This window comes from Micromonospora sp. SL1-18 (genome assembly GCF_047921505.1).
GTDB lineage: Bacteria > Actinomycetota > Actinomycetes > Mycobacteriales > Micromonosporaceae > Micromonospora.
The window spans coordinates 19,180-36,412 of sequence record NZ_JBLROA010000064.1; the positions used below are offsets into that span (position 1 = coordinate 19,180).

Genomic DNA, 17,233 nt, shown 5'->3' on the forward strand with positions numbered 1-17,233 from the left:
CCGATGGCGCCACTCCGCGTTCGGCTACCTCAGCCCCGCCGATAAATGAGCCCTCACACCGGCTACGCTGCACCAGATCGCGGCATAACCCGGTGTCCAGATTCCGCGGAAACCTCATGGTGTCGGCGCGGTGCTGGGACCAACTCGCAATGATGGCGGACTCCAGGCAAAAGGTGGCGGTTGCGAACACACGCTAGCCCTGCAGGGGTAACGGACAGGGGCGTCTGGCATGACAGCGGGTGAACAAACCGTTCCGGTTCGCCGATCCGTCACCTTCGACCATTCGACACGCATCCAACACCCGCACAACAGTTCGGCTTCCGGTGGCCACCGAACCGAACGCAGAACCAAACATGGCTGGCCCGCGTCGCGGGCCAGCCATGCACTAGGGCGCACGTCAATTCAACGGTCAACACAACTGCAGGTCAGCGTCCATTCCGATCATGTAGTTGGGAAACGTTGCGCCTGTCGGGGCGCGGGGTACCACAGCGCCGCACCCGAAGGGTTTCAGCTCTCGATGCCGGTCAGCATGTGGCAGGCGGGACGCTCTGCTCGTACTGGAAGATGTTCTGGGGGTCGTACTTCGCCTTGATCTTGCGCAGCTGGTCGAAGTTGGATCCCCAGTAGGCGGTTTCCCAATCCGCCATCCCGATGTTCGGCACGTTGACGTAGGCGCCGTTCACGTAGGGCCGCAGTGCCTGGCTGAACTCGGCGATCCAGGCCTGGGCAATCGGGGTGATGGCGTCGCCGCTGTTTGACACCCCACGAGTGCCCCAGCCGGCGCCCGGCTCGGAATAGAAGAGCACGTTGCGATGCGGGAACGCCGAGCCGCCGCGGGGTTCGCGCGTTTGAGCCCCCGTGCCGAAGGCCTGAGTGAAGAAGTTGCTCTCATCCGTGGGAGCGTCTTCCATGAATGCGCGGATCACGCTGATCGCCTTCTTCGGGAACGGCTCGCTGATGAACTGCGAGAAGAACTTCCAGTCCGCGGGATCATCCGCGGTCGGAATCTGGAATCCGGCATATATGTCAGCCCAGGCCCCGGTCTGCACCGTGACAGTGGGATTGCCAACCGACAGGACCGGGCCCAGCAGCTTCTTTGCCTCTGCCGCCGATCCGTCCGCGAGAACCCCGAACAGCAGGATCTGGGGTTTGTGGATCTCGACCTGGGTTCCGAGGCGGTTGTCGGCGAACGGTGCCGTACGCTGCCATGTGTCGAAGACCCCTTCCAGGTCGTTGAGGCCTTCCCAGGTTGCTTGCAGGTAGGCCACGCTCTTCAGTGGAGTCACCTTGTAGGTGAGTGAGGTGACGATCCCGAAGTTGCCGTTACCCGCTCCGCGGAGCGCCCAGAGCAGGTCCGCGTGGTTCTTCAGGTCTACCTCGATCGCCCTGGCGCCGTCGGTGCCCCACGGGACGACAATCTCCGCCCCTATCAGGTTGTCGCAGGCCATGCCGAGGTAGCGGGTGAGGAAGCCGAAGCCGCCGCCGAGGGTCGCACCGGACAGGCCGACGGTTCCCTCCGTCCCAGTCGTTACCGCAAAACCCTGCTTCCCGAGCGTGGTCACCGCCTCCAACTGGTTGAGGCCGGCGCCGACCGTTGCGGTGCGAGTGGCAGTGTCGATATGGGCCGACTTCAGCTCGCTGACGTCGATCACGAGGCCGTTGTCTACGTTCGACCAGCCCTCGAGGCTGTGGCGGCCGCTCCGCACCCGCAGCGCGACGTCGTTCTGCCGCGCCCACGCGAGGGCGTTGACCACGTCCTGGGTCTCCTGGGCGAAGACGATCACCAGCGGATAGTGAGCGAAGAGTTCGTCCCAGCCGAGGCTCGCACTCGCGTAGCCGGGGTCCTGGGGACGGACGATGCGGCCGGTTAGCTTCGCCGGCGGGCATTCCGCGTTGTAGGGCGGGCCCGAGCCTGCGGCCGCTAAGCCCGGAGTGCCTCCGGCCGCAATGCCCGGGAAAGCGACCGCGCCGGCGCCAACGGCCGCGCCGGCGCCAACAGCCGCCGTCGCCTTGAGTAGTTCGCGACGAGAAAGGTCGTTCATGGTCCATGTCCTTTCGATCGGGTTACGCCACTAATTCGACTACGGGAGCTCTCGCCCGCCCGCTGGCGCAAACCCGCGTTAATAAGGGTGACTTCTTGGGCGATCTGAGACTTACTCTCGAAACCCGGTCGGGTGATGCTGGCCTTCCTCTTGCGGGTAGCCGGTTCGAAAATGACGACCCGGCGGCGGTCGGTGGCCTCGACCGGGAGTGGGTGTGCGGGTGTCAGGCGGCGGTCTGGGTGAGCTCGATGGGGCTGAGGGTGACGGTGTAGCCGACCTTGCTCAGCGTGGGGCCCGGCGGTCGGCAGTCGCGCCAACGGGCAGCGGGTGCTCGAAAGAAGGTCCGCCCTCGCCGTTCGATCTTCCCTGACCCGCCCTGCAGGGCACGGCTGCCGCCTGGACGTGGCCCGCCGTGGGTGTACGTCTGGGCCGGCGTCCTGCCAGGTCAGCGGTCAGCCGATCAAGGGCGGTAGGAGCGGGTTCGTTGGTGCAGCGCTACCCGCCGCGGCCCGCGACGAGATCCACCACGTGCCGCTGACGGCCCCGAGGCGGCCTGGTTCCTGCACCGCGCCGCCGGGAATCCGAATACGTGAACAGCCACCCGTTTCGGGCCGTAACGGAGGGGGACACGGCCGGTGCCTGCATCTCACCACCGGCACGTCCGCAGGTACGGGCCCATGTCCGGCACGAGGACGCGACCTTTGCAGGCCCGCGCCGACGCCGCCGGGTTGATCACCTGGGAGGTCAGCGTCGATTCCACTTCATCAACACGCCGCCTGTGCCCGCAACTCGTCCTGACCCAGTTGGCCATGAGTCAATGGAGAATCAGGGCAGAGAGCGCTGCACGTCTGATTCGGAAGGTCGGGCTGAAGAAATGGTCCGGACGAAAGCCCGGCACCGCGCTCCGGCCCGACTCCTGCGGGGACGGCTGCCCGGCGTGACGTGGCTTGCCCGCGAGATCCGATGGCATGTCGGCGCCAGGGCGGCGACTCCGCGAACGGCTACGCGCTCCGGTGGGAGTTCACCTTGGTCGGCGAATAGTCCTCATGGTAAGGGTGAGTGGTCATGGACTCAGACTCAGAAGAAGTAGATCTCAGCCCCGAGGAACAGGAAGCGCAGAACAGGCTACTGCAAGCCCTCGAGAGGGCGAGGACCATCTCGATGACGCTTAACTATGTCGAGCATCTCCTGAACCCCGAAAAACCGTACACCCCAGGGATGAACACACCCTCAGTGAGGGCCCTATTAAACGAGGTAAATCCCGGCAAAACCGTCGAGACGCGTCGAGATGCCATACGCAAACTTCAGGAGAAGTTGGCTATAGCCAACAAGGAGTACGAGGAGGCGATAAAAGAGGCGGAAAAGTTTTCGCGATGATTTGCCGCCGCCAAGCCAGGCTCATGAATTTGGTTACGAATCCTTAGTGGACATAGTTCTGATTGGGCGGTTTTTCTCCGATTGCCGAAGGTTGCGGAGCGGCTGGCCGTGCACGGTGTCACCCTCGGCGTGTTCCACTCGATGTAACGGTGGATGCGGGACGCTCCTATGGATCAGATGGCTGTGTGCCAGCCAGGTGCCAGTAGCCGATGCCCCGAGGGGCACCCGAGCGGGCACCCGAGCGGGCACGAACTCGTCCGGCAATGAGGGGGCGTACTGCCGCAGAGGGCCGTTGCGGATCATCCAGACGTGGAAGAACCACTGCTCTTGGTCATCACGAAGAGCTGCACTGCGTTGGGGTTGTGCCAGGCAAGGGAACCGAAGCGGTCCTGCGGGTACACCGACCGCATCACGTTGGCCACCCAGCTCACCGCGTCCCCCAATCCACGCCCGGGACCGTACAGCCATTCGTACAGCCAGGGCCATCCGCTCGCGCAGACAACGCCGGACGGTGACGGACGGGCCGACCAGCCGAGGCACTCGACCAGCCAGTCGGGATTCCGCACCTGGTCCGCCGGAGGCCGATGGACGCGGCGGCAGGGGAGTGGTGAGAGATGTCGAGAGGCATTTCCGCTGCTAGAAGCCCATCGGCGCAGCTCGCCGCGTCGCCCATCCTGCTCTCATAATTCCTCAGTCCCGGGTTTCAGGCGCGACGTTCTGGACCTCTGGCCCGCCGCGCCTGACGGGCTACAGTGCCCGGATGCCGGTCGTGGAGATCTCTGATCTGATCATCCGCTTTGATACGGCCACAGGGGCGAGGCTGCCGGTGCGCCGTGACGACGTGGTCTCAGCGCTGCGTGCGGCTGGTGACTGGCGCGGAGCCCGGATTGCGGCATCGCTGCCGCACCACGATGGCGTGCTCGATGAGTCCGCGGTTGAACGGCTGCTGGTGCGCACGCACACCGAGCTGCAGCGGCTCAACGAGGAGTTGCGAATCGCCGAGCAGCTGGCGGAGTTGCTGGGCCCGCTGTTGGCCGCGGTGGCCCGCGGCGGTTGTTGACCGCAGCCTGCGCGGTGCTAGCCGCGGCCAGCGTGCTCGCTGTCGAACCGTTGGTGCACTACCGCTGGTATGCCGAACCCGCCTGACATCAGCGGCGGCGGCTTGACCGACGCCCACCGACAAACTCCGGCCACAACCGACACTGACATCGGAGCCGGAAGTAGCCCGCCGGTTGCGCTGGGCGCCCGCCCTCCGCCTTCCGGGTCCAGGGCCTCACCACCAGCAGCATTGGACCGATGAGAGCGGCATGCCACTCGGGCCTTGGCTTGGTGGACGTCGGTCGGTTTGATCGCGAGCCGTCGATGGACACGCTGTCATCCTTTCTGGGATGCTTCTCGGCAAGAGTGTTCCCGGCCCAAAAAAGAGGCAAGGCCGCACCCGCGGCAGTCGTCGTCGGTCCTATTCGCGCAGGGTTGAACTCGATATCCGGGACTGTTCACCCGCTGCTCGCGTTCCCGGCGTGGCATGTCGTGGCGGAACCGGTCGAAGGGTGAAAGAGGCATGAAGCTGTTGCGGAAGAGAAGTCGGGCGATCCTGGTGGTTGTGGCGGCGTCCGCCCTGTTGGTGGGCAATGCGCAGTCAGCATCCGCAATGGGAGGCTTCAGCCCCACCTCGCCGATCACTGCGACCCCGATCAACCAGAACACCCAGCAGATCGCGCCAGGCGTGGTTCAGAGCGACTACATCTTCAACGACCGGGACGGTCAGCGGATGGAGTCCCACGTCCTGGACATCGACATGCCGAAACGCCCCGAGCTGACCATCGAGGCGGGCCTGCCCAACGACGGGAAGGGCACTCCTTGGTACGGCATGCAGCCGATGAGCAAGCAAGCCGCGGCGGCCACGCGTCCCGGCCACCAGGTCATCGCCGCGATCAACGCCGACTACTACAACATGTCTGACGGCTTCCCGCTGGGTGTGGTCGTGAAGGACGGCACCGTCCTCAAGGCCGACATGGCCGCCAACTGGTTCTTCTTCGGCATGAAGAAGGACGGCAGCTACCTGATGGGCGACCGCGCCCTGTTCAACCAGGTCAAGAACGACCTGCAACAGGCACTGTCCGGTGACGCGCAGGTCATCAAGAACGGTGTCCGCGACGAGAACCAGATCGTCACCAAGGGCGCCCCCAACAACCTCGACCCGCGTATCGGCATCGGCGTCAGGCGCGACGGCACCATGTTCTTCGCCGAGATCGACGGCCGCCAGACCGGTTTCAGCCGCGGCCTGACGATGTCGGACTTCGCCGACTACATGCTGTCCCTGGGTGCCTACAACGCGATCCACCTCGACAGTGGCGGCAGCGCGACCTTCACCACCAGGACGCCGGGCACCGACACCGTCCAGGTGGTCAACCGCCCCTCTGACGGCGAGGAGCGTCCGGTCGCCAACGGGTTCCTGCTGGTCTCCTCCGCGCCGATGACCCACGAGTTCGCATCTGCCGCTGTCGCCCCGAACGGGATGACCGTCACGCCGAACTCGACCGTGCAGTTCGCGGCCAAGGGGCAGGACGCCACCGGTGCTTCGGCGCCCGTGCCGGCATCTGGGTTGAGCTGGAGCCTGGTGGATCCCGCGTTCGGCACGATCGACGCGAACGGGCTGTTCACCTCGACCGGCAAGCAGGGCCAGACGCAGGCGGTCCTGTCCCACAACGGGAAGCAGGTCGGCTCGGCCTGGGTCGAGGTGGCACTGCCGGACACGCTCGCCTTCGGGCAGAAAGAGATCAGCCTCGACTATGGGGCGGTAAAGCCGTTCGGGCTGACCGCCCGTTACCAGGGCCGTGACGTGCGCCTCAAGTCCGGCGACATCACCTGGGGCGGTATCCCTGACGGGATGGGCACGATGGATGACGCGAATGTCTTCCACGCTGTGTCGTCGGGCAGCTTCGACACCCAGGTCACCGCGACTCTCAGCGGGAGCGACGTGCGGGCGTCGGTCCACGTGTTGCTGGGCCAGCTGCCCGTCGTGCTGTATGACTTCGAGGACGGCATCGGCGACTGGAGGGCCGACACGGCAGGACGGGGTGAGGTCAGCAAGCTGCAGTGGAACACCTACCCGGATGACCTGACCCGGTTCGGCGACCATGCGCTGCAGGTGAACTTCGACTTCACCAAGGGCCAGCTGAATGCCACCCTCGGCGCCTACGCCGGGCCCGCGTCCAGCAAGCCCATCCCGGGCCGCCCGAAGGCGATCGGGGCCTGGGTGTACGGGACGCCCGAGGCCCAGGGTTACTGGCTGCGCTGCTACATCTACGACGCCAAGGGCCAGTTCCAGCCGATCAACTTCACCAGCCAGACCGAGGGCATCGACTGGCTGGGCTGGAAGTACGTCGAGGCGGAGATCCCCGACGGCCTGGTCGGCCCGTTCACCACCTTCCCCAACCAGATGTTCCGCATCATGTCGCTGAAGTCGGGGATGCCGGGCGGCAATCCGCTGCGAAAGGGGTTCGTGGCGATCGACAACGTGCGGGTCACCTACGGCGCGTCCGTTGACGACATGTTCCCGCCGATCGTGCACGGCCTCAACGTCGACGGCAAGACCTTCACGAGCCCGCAGGTGGAGATCTCGACGTCCTTCGCCGAGGACACCACCGACAAGTACGCTACCGGGATCAACTACGACCGGGTGCGGATGTGGGTCGATGGCACCGAGTACACCAACGCCGAGGGCGTCTACGCGCTCAACAAGGGCCTGAACACCGTCGCCTTGTCGCACCTGAGCTTCGCCGACGGTATCCACCGGGTCGACGCCAGCGTCCAGGACAACTTCGGCAACGAGACCCTCAAGACCGGGTACTTCACGGTGAAGACGGGTTCGGGCACCTCGGTCGGGCTGTCCTCCCCGGACGCCGTCGCGAGCCTCGGCGGGACCTACCGGCTCAACCTCACCACCACCGACGCCGCCGATGTCACCGGCGTCGACACGAAGATCCGGATCGGCAAGGACTTCCCGGTGACGGGGGTCGACTTCGCCGCGTCGGCGTCGGGCAGCACCTGGGGCTATGACGCTGCCACCGGCGTCCTCACCCTGCATGTGGTGAAATCGAATGCCGCAGCTGGGCCCGCGACGCTGGCGACCATCAACGTGTCGGTGACCGGCGGCGTGGCACCCGGGACCAAGCTGGGCTGGGAAGTCACGGGCTCGACAATCGGCTACGCCAGCGACAGGCCGTCGAAGTTCGCCCCCACCTTTTCGGAGCGGCCAGCGTCCGTCGATGTCGTGGCAGCGCTGAAGCTGGCAGTCAACAGCACCGTGGTCGGACGGCCGGGGGCGGTCACCGTGACCGATGCCGCCGGCAAGCCGGTCGCCGGTGCTACGGTGACGATGCTGGTGGCTGGCAAGGCGACCAAGCTGGGCACCACGGGTGCTGACGGCGTTCTGACCTCGGCGCAGCTGACCGACACGGTGAAGAAGTACGACCTGTTCGCCCAGACCGAGCAGGGCAGGTCGTTCGCGATCACCACGCAGTCGTTCACGCCCCTTAAGCAGCAGGCGCCGAGCAACATCATGGCCGGTGCGAGCGCCGACCCGGCGACCACCAAGACCATCACCTGGATGTCGAACCCGCTGACCTCCAGGGACGCCGCCGTGCTGCAGGTGGCCACGAAGGCCGCCTACCAGGCCGTCGGCGAGGCCGCGTTCACCAGCTTCGACGGCACCGCCAAGGAGCTGACCTACGCCGGCTACGAGGACATCGCCCAGAACGGCGTCGTGCGCTCCAACTCGGCCACGGCCACGAAGCTGGCCGCCGGGACCCACTATGTGTACCGGGTCGGCGACGGCGTCAGCTGGTCGGGCGTGCGCGAGTTCACCACGTCCAGCGACGCAACGGACTTCACCTTCAGCGTGTTCGGCGACACCCAGTCGCCAGACCGCGCCGGCCTGGCCCAGTTCGACAAGATCCTGACCTCGATCGAGGGGCAGGCGAAGCTGCCGGACTTCACGATGCACGTGGGTGACTTCACCGATGACGCCGGCAAGTTCGCCCAGATGGACGCCACCGCAGGCCTGCTCAGCGACCACGAGAAAATCGGGTCCACCGACATGATCCGGGTACTGGGCAACCACGAGTACATGGGCGACGACGGGTCCAAGGCCGTACGCATCTTCGGGCAGCCCAACAACGGGTCAAAGGCAAACCCGGACGGCACCTACTCGATGGACTACCAGAACATGCACATCGCGGTGATCGGATGGACCGACGACGCGGCAACGCTGAAGGCCGAGATGGACTGGCTGAAGCAGGACATGACCGCCTCCGACAAGCTGTGGAAGGTCGTGGTCACCCACCAGCCGCCGTACGCGACCAACCCGGAGGACTCCGACCTGTTCCGCAAGGACCTGCCGCGAGCGGCCGACGAGCTGGGCATAGACCTGGTCTTCTCCGGGCACGACCACGCCTACGGCCGGACCGACCCGCTGAAGGCGGGCGTGAAGACCGACGGCGGCACCGTGTACGTGGTGGCCGGGACGACCGGGCCCAAGCACTACTCGGCCGCGAATGACGGCACCTTCGCAGTGATGGACGACGGCCAGTTCGCCATGTACATCACCGTCGAGGTCACCGGAGGCAAGCTGTCGCTGACCGCGAAGCGGGCCGATGAGTCGATCATCGACGAGTACCGCCTCGTCAAGGACATCGACGCGCCCGTGATCACCGTGTCCGGTGTCGCTGACCACGGGGTCTACAACCACGCGGTGACCCCGGTGGTGAAGGTGACCGATGCCCACGCCGACACCACCACGGTGACGCTGAACGGACGCCCCTACGACGGTCGCCCAATTGAGGCGGACGGGGAATACGAGCTCAAGGTCGTCGCGGTTGACAAGGCGGGGAACCGATCGGAGTCGTCGGTGGCGTTCGTCGTGGATCGGACGGCGCCGGTCATCACGGTGAACGGCATCACCGACGGTCAGGTAATGAAGCTGAACCAGGCCGTGGCGGTGACGTGGAGCGCCGGTGACGCGACCTCTGGGGTCGCCGAGTCCCGAGGGGACGTGGCCAGTGGCGAACAGCTCGACACCACGACGCCGGGACTGCACACCGTTCGCTTCTGCGCCACCGACCGGGCCGGAAACACGGCAACAGTGACGATCAGCTACCGGGTCGAGTACGTGCTCGGCGAACTCGAGGGCCCGCTGAGCGACACAAGCGTCCCGTTCAACGCCGGCCGGGTGATCCCGGTGAAGTTCGTCCTGACCGATGCCGCCGGCAAGCCCGTGTTGGACGCCGCCCCGCGCGTCTTCATCGCACCCGTCACCGATGGGCAGGTGGGTCCTGAGGCGCCGGCAACCTCGGCGTCGGGCAACGATGCCAACCTCATGCGTCTGGCCGAGACCAGTGGCCTGTACGCGTACAACTGGAGCACGAAGGGGCTCGCCGCGGGCGACTACCGGGTCCGGATCGACCTGGGCGATGGGGCCGTGCACACGGTGACGGTGCGGCTGCAGTAGGGGACAGCTGGCCACCGCTGCCCCGATCGTCGGCAGCTCACTGCCACTCAGGGGGTCGTATGCCGCCGGGCTGGGACCGCGCGTCACCGCGCGTCCGAGCCCGGCGGCATACGACCGATGACGTAGGCATGGCAACACCCTGAAGGCCTCCGGGCCAGGGCTGGTTGCCCTCACAATCGGTGCGGCTGCCCCCGATCCGGGCGCGGCTGGAGCGAACTGGATGTGTCATCCAGGGCGGCGGCGCACTCCACTACGCAGAGCGGCCCTGCCGGGGTTGGACCGTCCGGTAGGTTTCGCAGGCCAGGTTGACGAGCTCGGTGAGGTGGGCGGGTGGGTCGTCCTTCCACCAGGCCAGCCAGACCGGTATCGGCTGGGCGTCGCGGACGGCGCGGTACGCCACGCCGGGTCTGGGGTTCTGGTTGGCGGTGGCCTCGGAGGTGATGCCGACGGCCTGGCCGGCGGCGATGAGGGTGAGCCACTCGTCGACGCCGTGGGTGGTGCGGATGGTCGTGGGCTCGGCGCCCGGCGGAAACAGGGCGGTTGTGGTGGTGCCGGTCCGGCTGTCGATGGCGACGGTGTACCTGGCCAGGTCGGCGGTGCGTACTGATCGTCGTCGGGCCAGGGGGTTGTCGGTGGCCACGGCGGCGTAGCGGGCCTCCACGCCGAGCAGTGCGGTGTCGAAGCGGGGATCGTCCAGGTGTCGGCGGATTACGGCGACATCGGCGGTGCCTTCGCTGAGCCCGGCGGTCGGGGTGTTGGACTGGACGAACACCAGCGGCACCTGGGGGTGGGCGGCGGCGAAGGTCTTCTGCAGTCGTCTGGTGTGTTTGCCCAGCGCCGCCCAGGCGTAGCCGACGCGCAGCTCGGTGCGGGATTCCTCGACGATCCTTTGCAGGTGGGCGACCTCGTCGAGCACCCGGCGCGCGGCGGCGACGACGCGGGTGCCGGTAGGGGTGAGCGAGACGTGGCGGGTGGTTCGCTGGAGCAGGCGAGCGCCGAGCATCGCCTCCAGGGCGCTGACGGAACGCGAGACCGCCGCTTGGGAGACCCCCAGGACAGCCGCCGCGTCGGTGAAGGTGCCGGCGTCGACCACCGCGACGAGCGTACGGAGCTGACGCAGCTGCACATCCATACGCCAAGCGTATAACTTCGGCGGCTAGTGCATTTCTCGTATCAGTCGACGCGGTCGACACTGCCTTCATGACCGTGAAGACGGCAGGTGAAGTTACTGCTCAGGGCCTCCGCCAACCGGCCGGCGCAGGCCGTGGGGCGCTGCTGCACGGGATCGCCACGATGACCGGCAGCGCGGCGAGCAGCCAGGTCGGGGCGGCCCTCGGGGCGCACGCATTCGCCATCCTCGGGCCCGCCGGGGTTGTCGCCGTGCGGCAGTTCGTCGCGGCGGCGGTGCTGCTACCGACCGTACGCCCGAACCTGCGTCGATTCACCTGGGCACAATGGTGGCCGACCCTGCTGCTCGGGCTGGTCTTCGCCACGATGAACCTCAGCCTCTACACCGCGATCGACCGGATCGGGCTCGGCCTGGCCGTCACCCTGGAGTTCCTCGGCCCGCTCGCCGTCGCCCTGGCCGGCTCCCGAACCCGGCTCGACCTGCTCTGCGCGGCGGGCGCCTGTGTCGGCGTGTACGTCCTGGTCCTACCGGGCCCGGCCAGCGACTACCTCGGAGTAGGGCTCGGCCTGCTCGCAGCCGGATGTTGGGCGGCGTACATCCTGCTCAACCGGCTCGTCGGGACCCGCCTGCCGGGGTTGCAGGCACCCGCGGCGGCAACCCTGGTGTCTGCGCTGCTCTACCTGCCGGTCGCGGCCACCCTGCTCGCGCAGGGACGACTGGCTGGCACCGCGATCCTCTACGCCATCGGTGCGGGCATCCTCAGCTCGATAGTGCCCTACGCCGCCGACCTGGTCGCGCTGCGTACCGTGCCGGCCCGCTTCTTCGGCGTGTTCATGAGCCTCCATCCGGTACTGGCCGCGCTCGCCGGCCTCGTCCTCCTCGGCCAGGTCCTGAAACCGCACGAGTGGCTCGGCATCGCCATCGTCGTGGTGACCAACGCCCTGGCCGTCCAGGCCGCCTCGGCAGCCGAGGCACGGCACGGCGCGACGACTCGTGCCCGGACCGGTCGGGAGGACCACGCCGGCAACCGCGACTGAACAGCCCGGATGGCGGTCTGCTCGGCTTGCCCGGGTCCGTCGTAGGCGGGATGGCCCACCGCAACCGCCTACGGGCCGTGACCCGCCAACGGAGCCCGGCCATCCTGGAGTCGGAGCGCCCCCGCCGGAGGGCGCAGTAACCGCAACCCGCGACCGTCGCCAGCTCGCCGACGCGGCCGACGTCCGCCCCCTACGACGCGCGGGCTCGTGGCCGCGCGGCCCGGCCGGCTGCGCCTGGTCGTCGAGGGAAGCTGCGGCCCCGGCTGCCCCCGCCGGCAGTGGCGAGCCAACTGTGCACGACGAGTCCGCGACAAGACGCGGGTTGGGCCCGCCATCGAGCAGCGAGCCCAACCCCTTGTGCACAACTATGCGGCTAACCCCGCCTGACCAATGCGGTCGCCAGCGCGGTCGCTCCAGAGATCCCGTTGTGTTATGAAGATCTTACGGAGCGCAGGTCACCCGGGCCGCTGCCCAGTCCGCGTGGTCGCTGTTGTTGCCGTCGCCGGCCTCGGTGACCACGAGCCGGACGAAGGACGCGCCGCTGATGTCGGCGGTGAGCGTCTTCGCCGGGTCCTGCCAGGTCAGCACGCCGCTGTCGGCGACCTTCGTCGAGTCGGCCCAGACTTCGAAGGTGACCGAGGCGGCCTTGCTGCCACGCTTCTCGTCGTCGATGCCCACGTCGGCGACCAGGCTCGTGCACCGGCCGGCGGCGAGGTACAGGATGTCGCTCGGCGCGTGTACGCCAAGGCCCTTGGCGTACTGCACACCACCGATCGATATGGTGCGGCCGTCGCGGGCAGCTTGCTCCCCATTGGACATGTCGCGTTCCACCGGACCCCAGCCGTTGTTGGCTTCCAGCCATCGCGCGTCGCTGAGAAAACCGGTGGCGAGGGGCGGCGTGGCAGAGACAACCAGCCGCACCCGGCCGCCTATGCCGTACTGCTTCCCATGCGAGTAGTAGGAGCCGCTCACCTCCAGCTCGTACGTTCCGGGGGCGGCGTCCGCGGGCGGGGTCACCTGCCAGGTGCCGCCGGCGCTAGCGCCGCTGAGCAGTACGGGTTCGGTATGTGGGGCGATCGGCGCGACGGTCCAGTCAGCCAGGTTTGCTGTGCCGCTCACCACGATCCGGTCGAGGTCCGGCCCGTACGCGGTGTCGTTGGAGAACCGGATCGTGTTCGCGCCTGCGGCGAGTGGCACGTCGAGCGTGACCGCCACCGGACTGGAGAAGCTGGTCCCGGTCACCGGCACCTCCACGCTGGCGCCGTCGTTGACGCTCACGAAGAGCGATCGCGTGCCGCTCACCGCGGCGTAGATGGTCAGCCGGTAGGTGCCGGCAGCGGTTGCGGTGACTCCGTTGACGCGTACCCAGTTGTTCGGGCCGTTGCCGATGAAGCCCACCTTCTCCCCGCCTGAGCAGCCTGAGCACGAGCTGCGCCGGGCCCCGCCGGACAGCGTGTTGCCGGTCGCCTCACCTTCGTACGAGACCCCTTCGTAGGAGGTCGGCCCGGTGACCTGCACTGCCGCCTGCTGCGCCGGGAGCCGGCCATGGTTGGTCAGCTCGGCGGTCACCTCGGCCGGCCGGCCGGGCACGATGTACTGGCCGGCCGACCCCTGCCCGGGGCCGTTCGCCTTCGCCTCGAAGCTGGTGGTGGGCGGGTAGGTGCCCCAGTCCGGGTCGGTGCTCACGCGGTACATGACGGTGCCGTGCGCCGGGACGTGAGCGGCGACCTCCCCCGCCGACTCGGTGCTCGTGTGCTGCCACAGATCACGTAGCACGTAGCCTTGCCGTTGCGGCAGGCCGAGTTCCGCCGCGGTGACGCCGATCCGCGCACCGTACGGGTTCTCGTTGAACAGCGCGACAGCTACGTCGCCGTTCGCCAGCGGCTTGGCAAAGGTCCAGAGGCCATCCTTGTTGGACAGTACCCGGGCCTGCACTCCCAACCGGTCCTGGTTCACCGCGATCACGTCGCGGTTGAGCAGGATGTCGTATGTCGCCTGGCTCGCGTTGCGCAGGTCCGCCCCGATCAGCAGCGGCGCGGCCATGATGGACCAGAGGCTGAAATGTGACCGGTACTCGGTATCGGTCATCCCGCCGTTGCCGACCTCGAGCATGTCCGGGTCGTTCCAGTGCCCGGGCCCGGCGAACTCGGCGAGCGGGGCGTTCTTCTTCATGATCGAGAGCATCGAGCTCCAGTTGTCGCTGATGTCACCGGTGGTACGCCAGAGGTGGCCCATGTCGGCGCCCCACCGCCAGGGCTGGTTCTGGCCCCATTCGCAGATGCTGAAGACGATCGGCCGGCCGGTCTTCTTCAGCGCGTCGCGCATCTTGGTGTACCGCTCGATCGCCGGCACACCCTGGTTGTTGCAGTTGTCGTACTTCAGGTAGTCCACGCCCCAGTCGGCGAACGTCTGCGCGTCGGTGTCCTCGTGACCCAGCCCGCCCGGGAAGCCCAGCGTGTTGCAGGTCTTGGTGCCAGCGCTGGTGTAGATGCCGAACTTGAGGCCCTTGCCGTGTACGTAGTCCGCCAGCCACTCGATGCCGTGCGGGAACCTGGCGGGATCCGGCACCAGCCGCTGGGTGGCCGGGTCCCTGGTCTGCAGGGCCCAGCAGTCGTCGAGGTTGACGTACTGGTAGCCGGCGTCCTTGAGCCCCTTGGCCACGAACAGGTCGGCGATACCCATGACCATCTGCTCGTTGAACGTGTTGCTGCAGTGCGTGGTGTTCCAGTTGTTGAAGCCCATCGGCGGAGTGAGGGCCAACCCGTCGTCGAGGGCGTACGCCGGGCGCGGCGCGATGCTCTCGGCCGCGACGGTGACCGTGGTGGCGGCTGCCGCGACGACCAACGCGGCGAAGGTGGTTAGCAGCCGTCCTGGGAGTGCACGCATGACAGTCTCCTGTCTTCCATGACCAGGTAGCGATGTGCGATTGCGATCGGTCACCGTAACTAGGGCTGTTCAGTAGTGTCAATATCTGGGTGGGTGTGTTGGTTTCAGTGGCGGGCACATGTCTGATTCGGCGGATTGCGTGAGCGGCGACATTTTCGACATCGATGACGGCCAGCCACGCCACCCCCACGACGCAGTCCCCTCGCTGAATTAGCAGTGGGGCAGGAGCCGGCGCCGTTCGGGGGTGAGGTACGGCGGCCGGTCCAGCGCGCACAGCTCGGACCGGGCGGCGCGTTGGATCTGGCACCAGCGCTGGAACACCGCTCGACCCAGGTGGCGGCGGAGTGGACGTTCGAGTCGCGGTACGTCGCGGAGAGCACGATTCTGCCGTTGCTCGCCGTCCGGTTCGACCCGCGGCTCGACGGTCGCGGGCAGCTGCCGGCCGGCCAGGCCGTCCCGCTTCCGATCCGGGCCGATGGTACGGCGAGCACCGCTCGTGTCCGCGAACTGTCCGTCGAGGTCTCCTTCGACGACGGCGCGACCTGGCAGCGGGTGCCGGTGGCGGACGGCGTCGCCACGGTACGGCACCCGATTCGGCCGAGAGTTTCGTGTCGCTGCGGGCGCGTCCGCCGAGGATGTGCACGGCAACGCCGTCAAGGAGACGATCATTCATACCTACCGTCCACGGGTCCGGCCGCCGCGCCGGCCGGACCCGTGCTGGCGGGGTCTCCTTCCATGGCCGGTGAATCGCCTGCTGCGCCGACTCGGCGGTCGAGCGTCTTGTGGCCCTGCTTTCCGTTGCATGAGCAAAACCTGCGCGTGGCGCAGCGAGACTTGTTGATGTCTTGATAGAAAGAATCTAGGTTCGGGCGAGCACTTGCCATGTAGCGCCCCCGGGAGGCGTGGAAGACCTCGCGGGGAACGAGAGGCCGATGCAGACGGAGAGTTGGCGAGCGAGAACCGGCAGCGCCGCCTCCATCGGTGAGACGACAAGGAGGTTCAGCGTGGGTAGCAGGAACCGTTTCCTCGCGGGTACGGCGGTCCTCGCCGCTGCGATCATGAGCGGGGGTTTCGCGGCAGCGCCGGCCACCGCATCGCAGTCGTCGTGCGTCGCGCAGGACAGCCGGGCGACCGTCCGCTTCCTCGACTATGACACCGGCGTGGCGAACCGGATTGTCGACAGTGGCTGTTCGATCAACGACCTGATCGACGACGAGAGTGCCTGGGCCAACCACGGTGGGTTCGTGGCACACGTGGCGCACGCCGCCCGGGATCTGGTCGATGCCGACGTGATCACCGCCAAGGAGGCCGCCGCGCTGACCGAAGCCGCGGCGCACTCCGAGGTGGGGAAGACGACCAGCTATGTCCATCTGTTCGACGGGACGGCCGAGTCGTACGCGAACTGGGGCTACGTCGGCGGCCGCGGGTTCGCCCTGCGCGGCGACGGGTCGATGGTGACGACCAACTCGCCCACCGGCGGCGGGCTCGGCATGCTCTGGTACCAGGCCGCCCAGTTCGGCAACTTCTCCCTGCGTCTGCAGTTCCGCGACGAGCGGGGTGGAGACGCGAACGCGCGGTCGAACAGCGGCGTCTTCGTGCGGTTCCCCGGCGTCGATCCGGCCGCCAACCCCCAGTGCAACACGACCGATCCGGCATGGGTTGCCGTGAACTGCGGCCACGAGATCCAGATCAACGACTCGCCGGAGGTCGGCAGCAACGACCCGCGGAAGACCGGATCCGTGTACGGCTTTTCCGACCTGAACCTCGCCCAGGCCCGCCCGGGGGACAAGTGGGTCTGGAACGACCTCGAGATCCGGGTGGTCGGCCAGCACTACACCGTGATCCGCAACGGCGTGGTGATCAACGAGTTCGACAACGTGCCCGGCTTGCCGTTCCCGGGCCGTCCGACCGACCCGGGCACCAGCGGACGGCAGTACGCGCAGGGCTACATCGGCCTGCAGAACCACGACGGTGGCTCGGTCACCGCCTTCCGCAACGTACGGGTGCGGGACCTCGGCTGATCCTGGCCGGTTGCCGGCTTCGTGGCTGCGGTGATCCGCCCGGCCCATCCCGCCCGGCGGATCACCGCGCCACGCGTCGGGAGGGGGCCGACCAACTGCTGCGGGCAAGCCCGAGCGCGACCCGTCAGCGACACCGGCGGGCGTGGAGCCGGGCGGCCTGGCGCGTCAGGTGGTCGCGCTCGGCGAGGTTGGGGGCCTTGTGGGCCGCGTCGGTGTACAGCCGTGCCGCT

9 protein-coding genes are annotated in these 17,233 nt (G+C 67.5%); 5 read left to right on the forward strand and 4 right to left on the reverse strand.

All coding sequences use genetic code 11. The annotated features are described in order from the left end of the window. Positions 1-524 precede the first annotated feature (524 nt). The gene (locus ACNAW0_RS24490; RefSeq protein ID WP_416290336.1) at positions 525-2,042 is read right to left on the reverse strand and encodes an FAD-binding oxidoreductase; all 1,518 of its coding nucleotides are present in this window, start codon (positions 2,040-2,042) and stop codon (positions 525-527) included. Positions 2,043-3,107: 1,065 nt separating this feature from the next. Here ACNAW0_RS24490 and ACNAW0_RS24495 point away from each other — a divergent pair. The 3 genes from ACNAW0_RS24495 (at position 3,108) to ACNAW0_RS24505 (ending at position 9,930) form a co-directional block, all read left to right on the forward strand. Further along, a complete protein-coding gene (locus ACNAW0_RS24495; RefSeq protein ID WP_416290337.1) occupies positions 3,108-3,419 on the forward strand; it encodes a hypothetical protein in 312 nt (103 codons plus the stop codon). Positions 3,420-4,179: 760 nt separating this feature from the next. Further along, a complete protein-coding gene (locus ACNAW0_RS24500) occupies positions 4,180-4,479 on the forward strand; it encodes a hypothetical protein (RefSeq protein WP_416290338.1) in 300 nt (99 codons plus the stop codon). A 501-nt stretch (positions 4,480-4,980) separates the two neighbouring features. Next, positions 4,981-9,930, forward strand: coding sequence for a phosphodiester glycosidase family protein (locus ACNAW0_RS24505; protein WP_416290339.1), 4,950 nt, complete (start codon positions 4,981-4,983; stop codon positions 9,928-9,930). 250 nt (positions 9,931-10,180) lie between these two features. Here ACNAW0_RS24505 and ACNAW0_RS24510 read toward each other — a convergent pair whose 3' ends face one another. After that, positions 10,181-11,062, reverse strand: coding sequence for a LysR family transcriptional regulator (locus ACNAW0_RS24510; protein WP_416290340.1), 882 nt, complete (start codon positions 11,060-11,062; stop codon positions 10,181-10,183). 68 nt (positions 11,063-11,130) lie between these two features. On the opposite strand from ACNAW0_RS24510, the gene ACNAW0_RS24515 reads away from it, so the two are divergent. Continuing rightward, positions 11,131-12,096, forward strand: coding sequence for an EamA family transporter (locus tag ACNAW0_RS24515; protein WP_416290341.1), 966 nt, complete (start codon positions 11,131-11,133; stop codon positions 12,094-12,096). Between the two features lie 441 nt (positions 12,097-12,537). On the opposite strand, the gene ACNAW0_RS24520 is transcribed toward ACNAW0_RS24515, so the two are convergent. Together ACNAW0_RS24520 and ACNAW0_RS24525 are read right to left on the reverse strand one after the other, a co-directional pair. Next, on the reverse strand, positions 12,538-14,982 hold the full coding sequence (locus ACNAW0_RS24520; RefSeq protein WP_416290342.1) for an NPCBM/NEW2 domain-containing protein: 2,445 nt from the start codon (positions 14,980-14,982) through the stop codon (positions 12,538-12,540). A 210-nt stretch (positions 14,983-15,192) separates the two neighbouring features. Beyond that, positions 15,193-15,570, reverse strand: a complete 378-nt coding sequence (locus tag ACNAW0_RS24525) for a hypothetical protein (RefSeq protein WP_416290343.1) — start codon at positions 15,568-15,570, stop codon at positions 15,193-15,195. Positions 15,571-15,986: 416 nt separating this feature from the next. Here ACNAW0_RS24525 and ACNAW0_RS24530 point away from each other — a divergent pair, with 416 nt between their 5' ends. Next, positions 15,987-17,003, forward strand: coding sequence for a 3-keto-disaccharide hydrolase (locus ACNAW0_RS24530; RefSeq protein WP_416290344.1), 1,017 nt, complete (start codon positions 15,987-15,989; stop codon positions 17,001-17,003). The last annotated feature ends 230 nt before the right edge of the window (positions 17,004-17,233 follow it).

Coding starts and splice junctions, on each gene's coding strand:
- ACNAW0_RS24505 (WP_416290339.1), top strand. CDS start 4,981: ATGAAGCTGTTGCGGAAGAGAAGTCGGGCGATCCTGGTGGTTGTGGCG.
- ACNAW0_RS24515 (WP_416290341.1), top strand. CDS start 11,131: ATGACCGTGAAGACGGCAGGTGAAGTTACTGCTCAGGGCCTCCGCCAA.
- ACNAW0_RS24520 (WP_416290342.1), bottom strand. CDS start 14,982: ATGCGTGCACTCCCAGGACGGCTGCTAACCACCTTCGCCGCGTTGGTC.
- ACNAW0_RS24495 (WP_416290337.1), top strand. CDS start 3,108: ATGGACTCAGACTCAGAAGAAGTAGATCTCAGCCCCGAGGAACAGGAA.
- ACNAW0_RS24510 (WP_416290340.1), bottom strand. CDS start 11,062: ATGGATGTGCAGCTGCGTCAGCTCCGTACGCTCGTCGCGGTGGTCGAC.
- ACNAW0_RS24490 (WP_416290336.1), bottom strand. CDS start 2,042: ATGAACGACCTTTCTCGTCGCGAACTACTCAAGGCGACGGCGGCTGTT.
- ACNAW0_RS24500 (WP_416290338.1), top strand. CDS start 4,180: ATGCCGGTCGTGGAGATCTCTGATCTGATCATCCGCTTTGATACGGCC.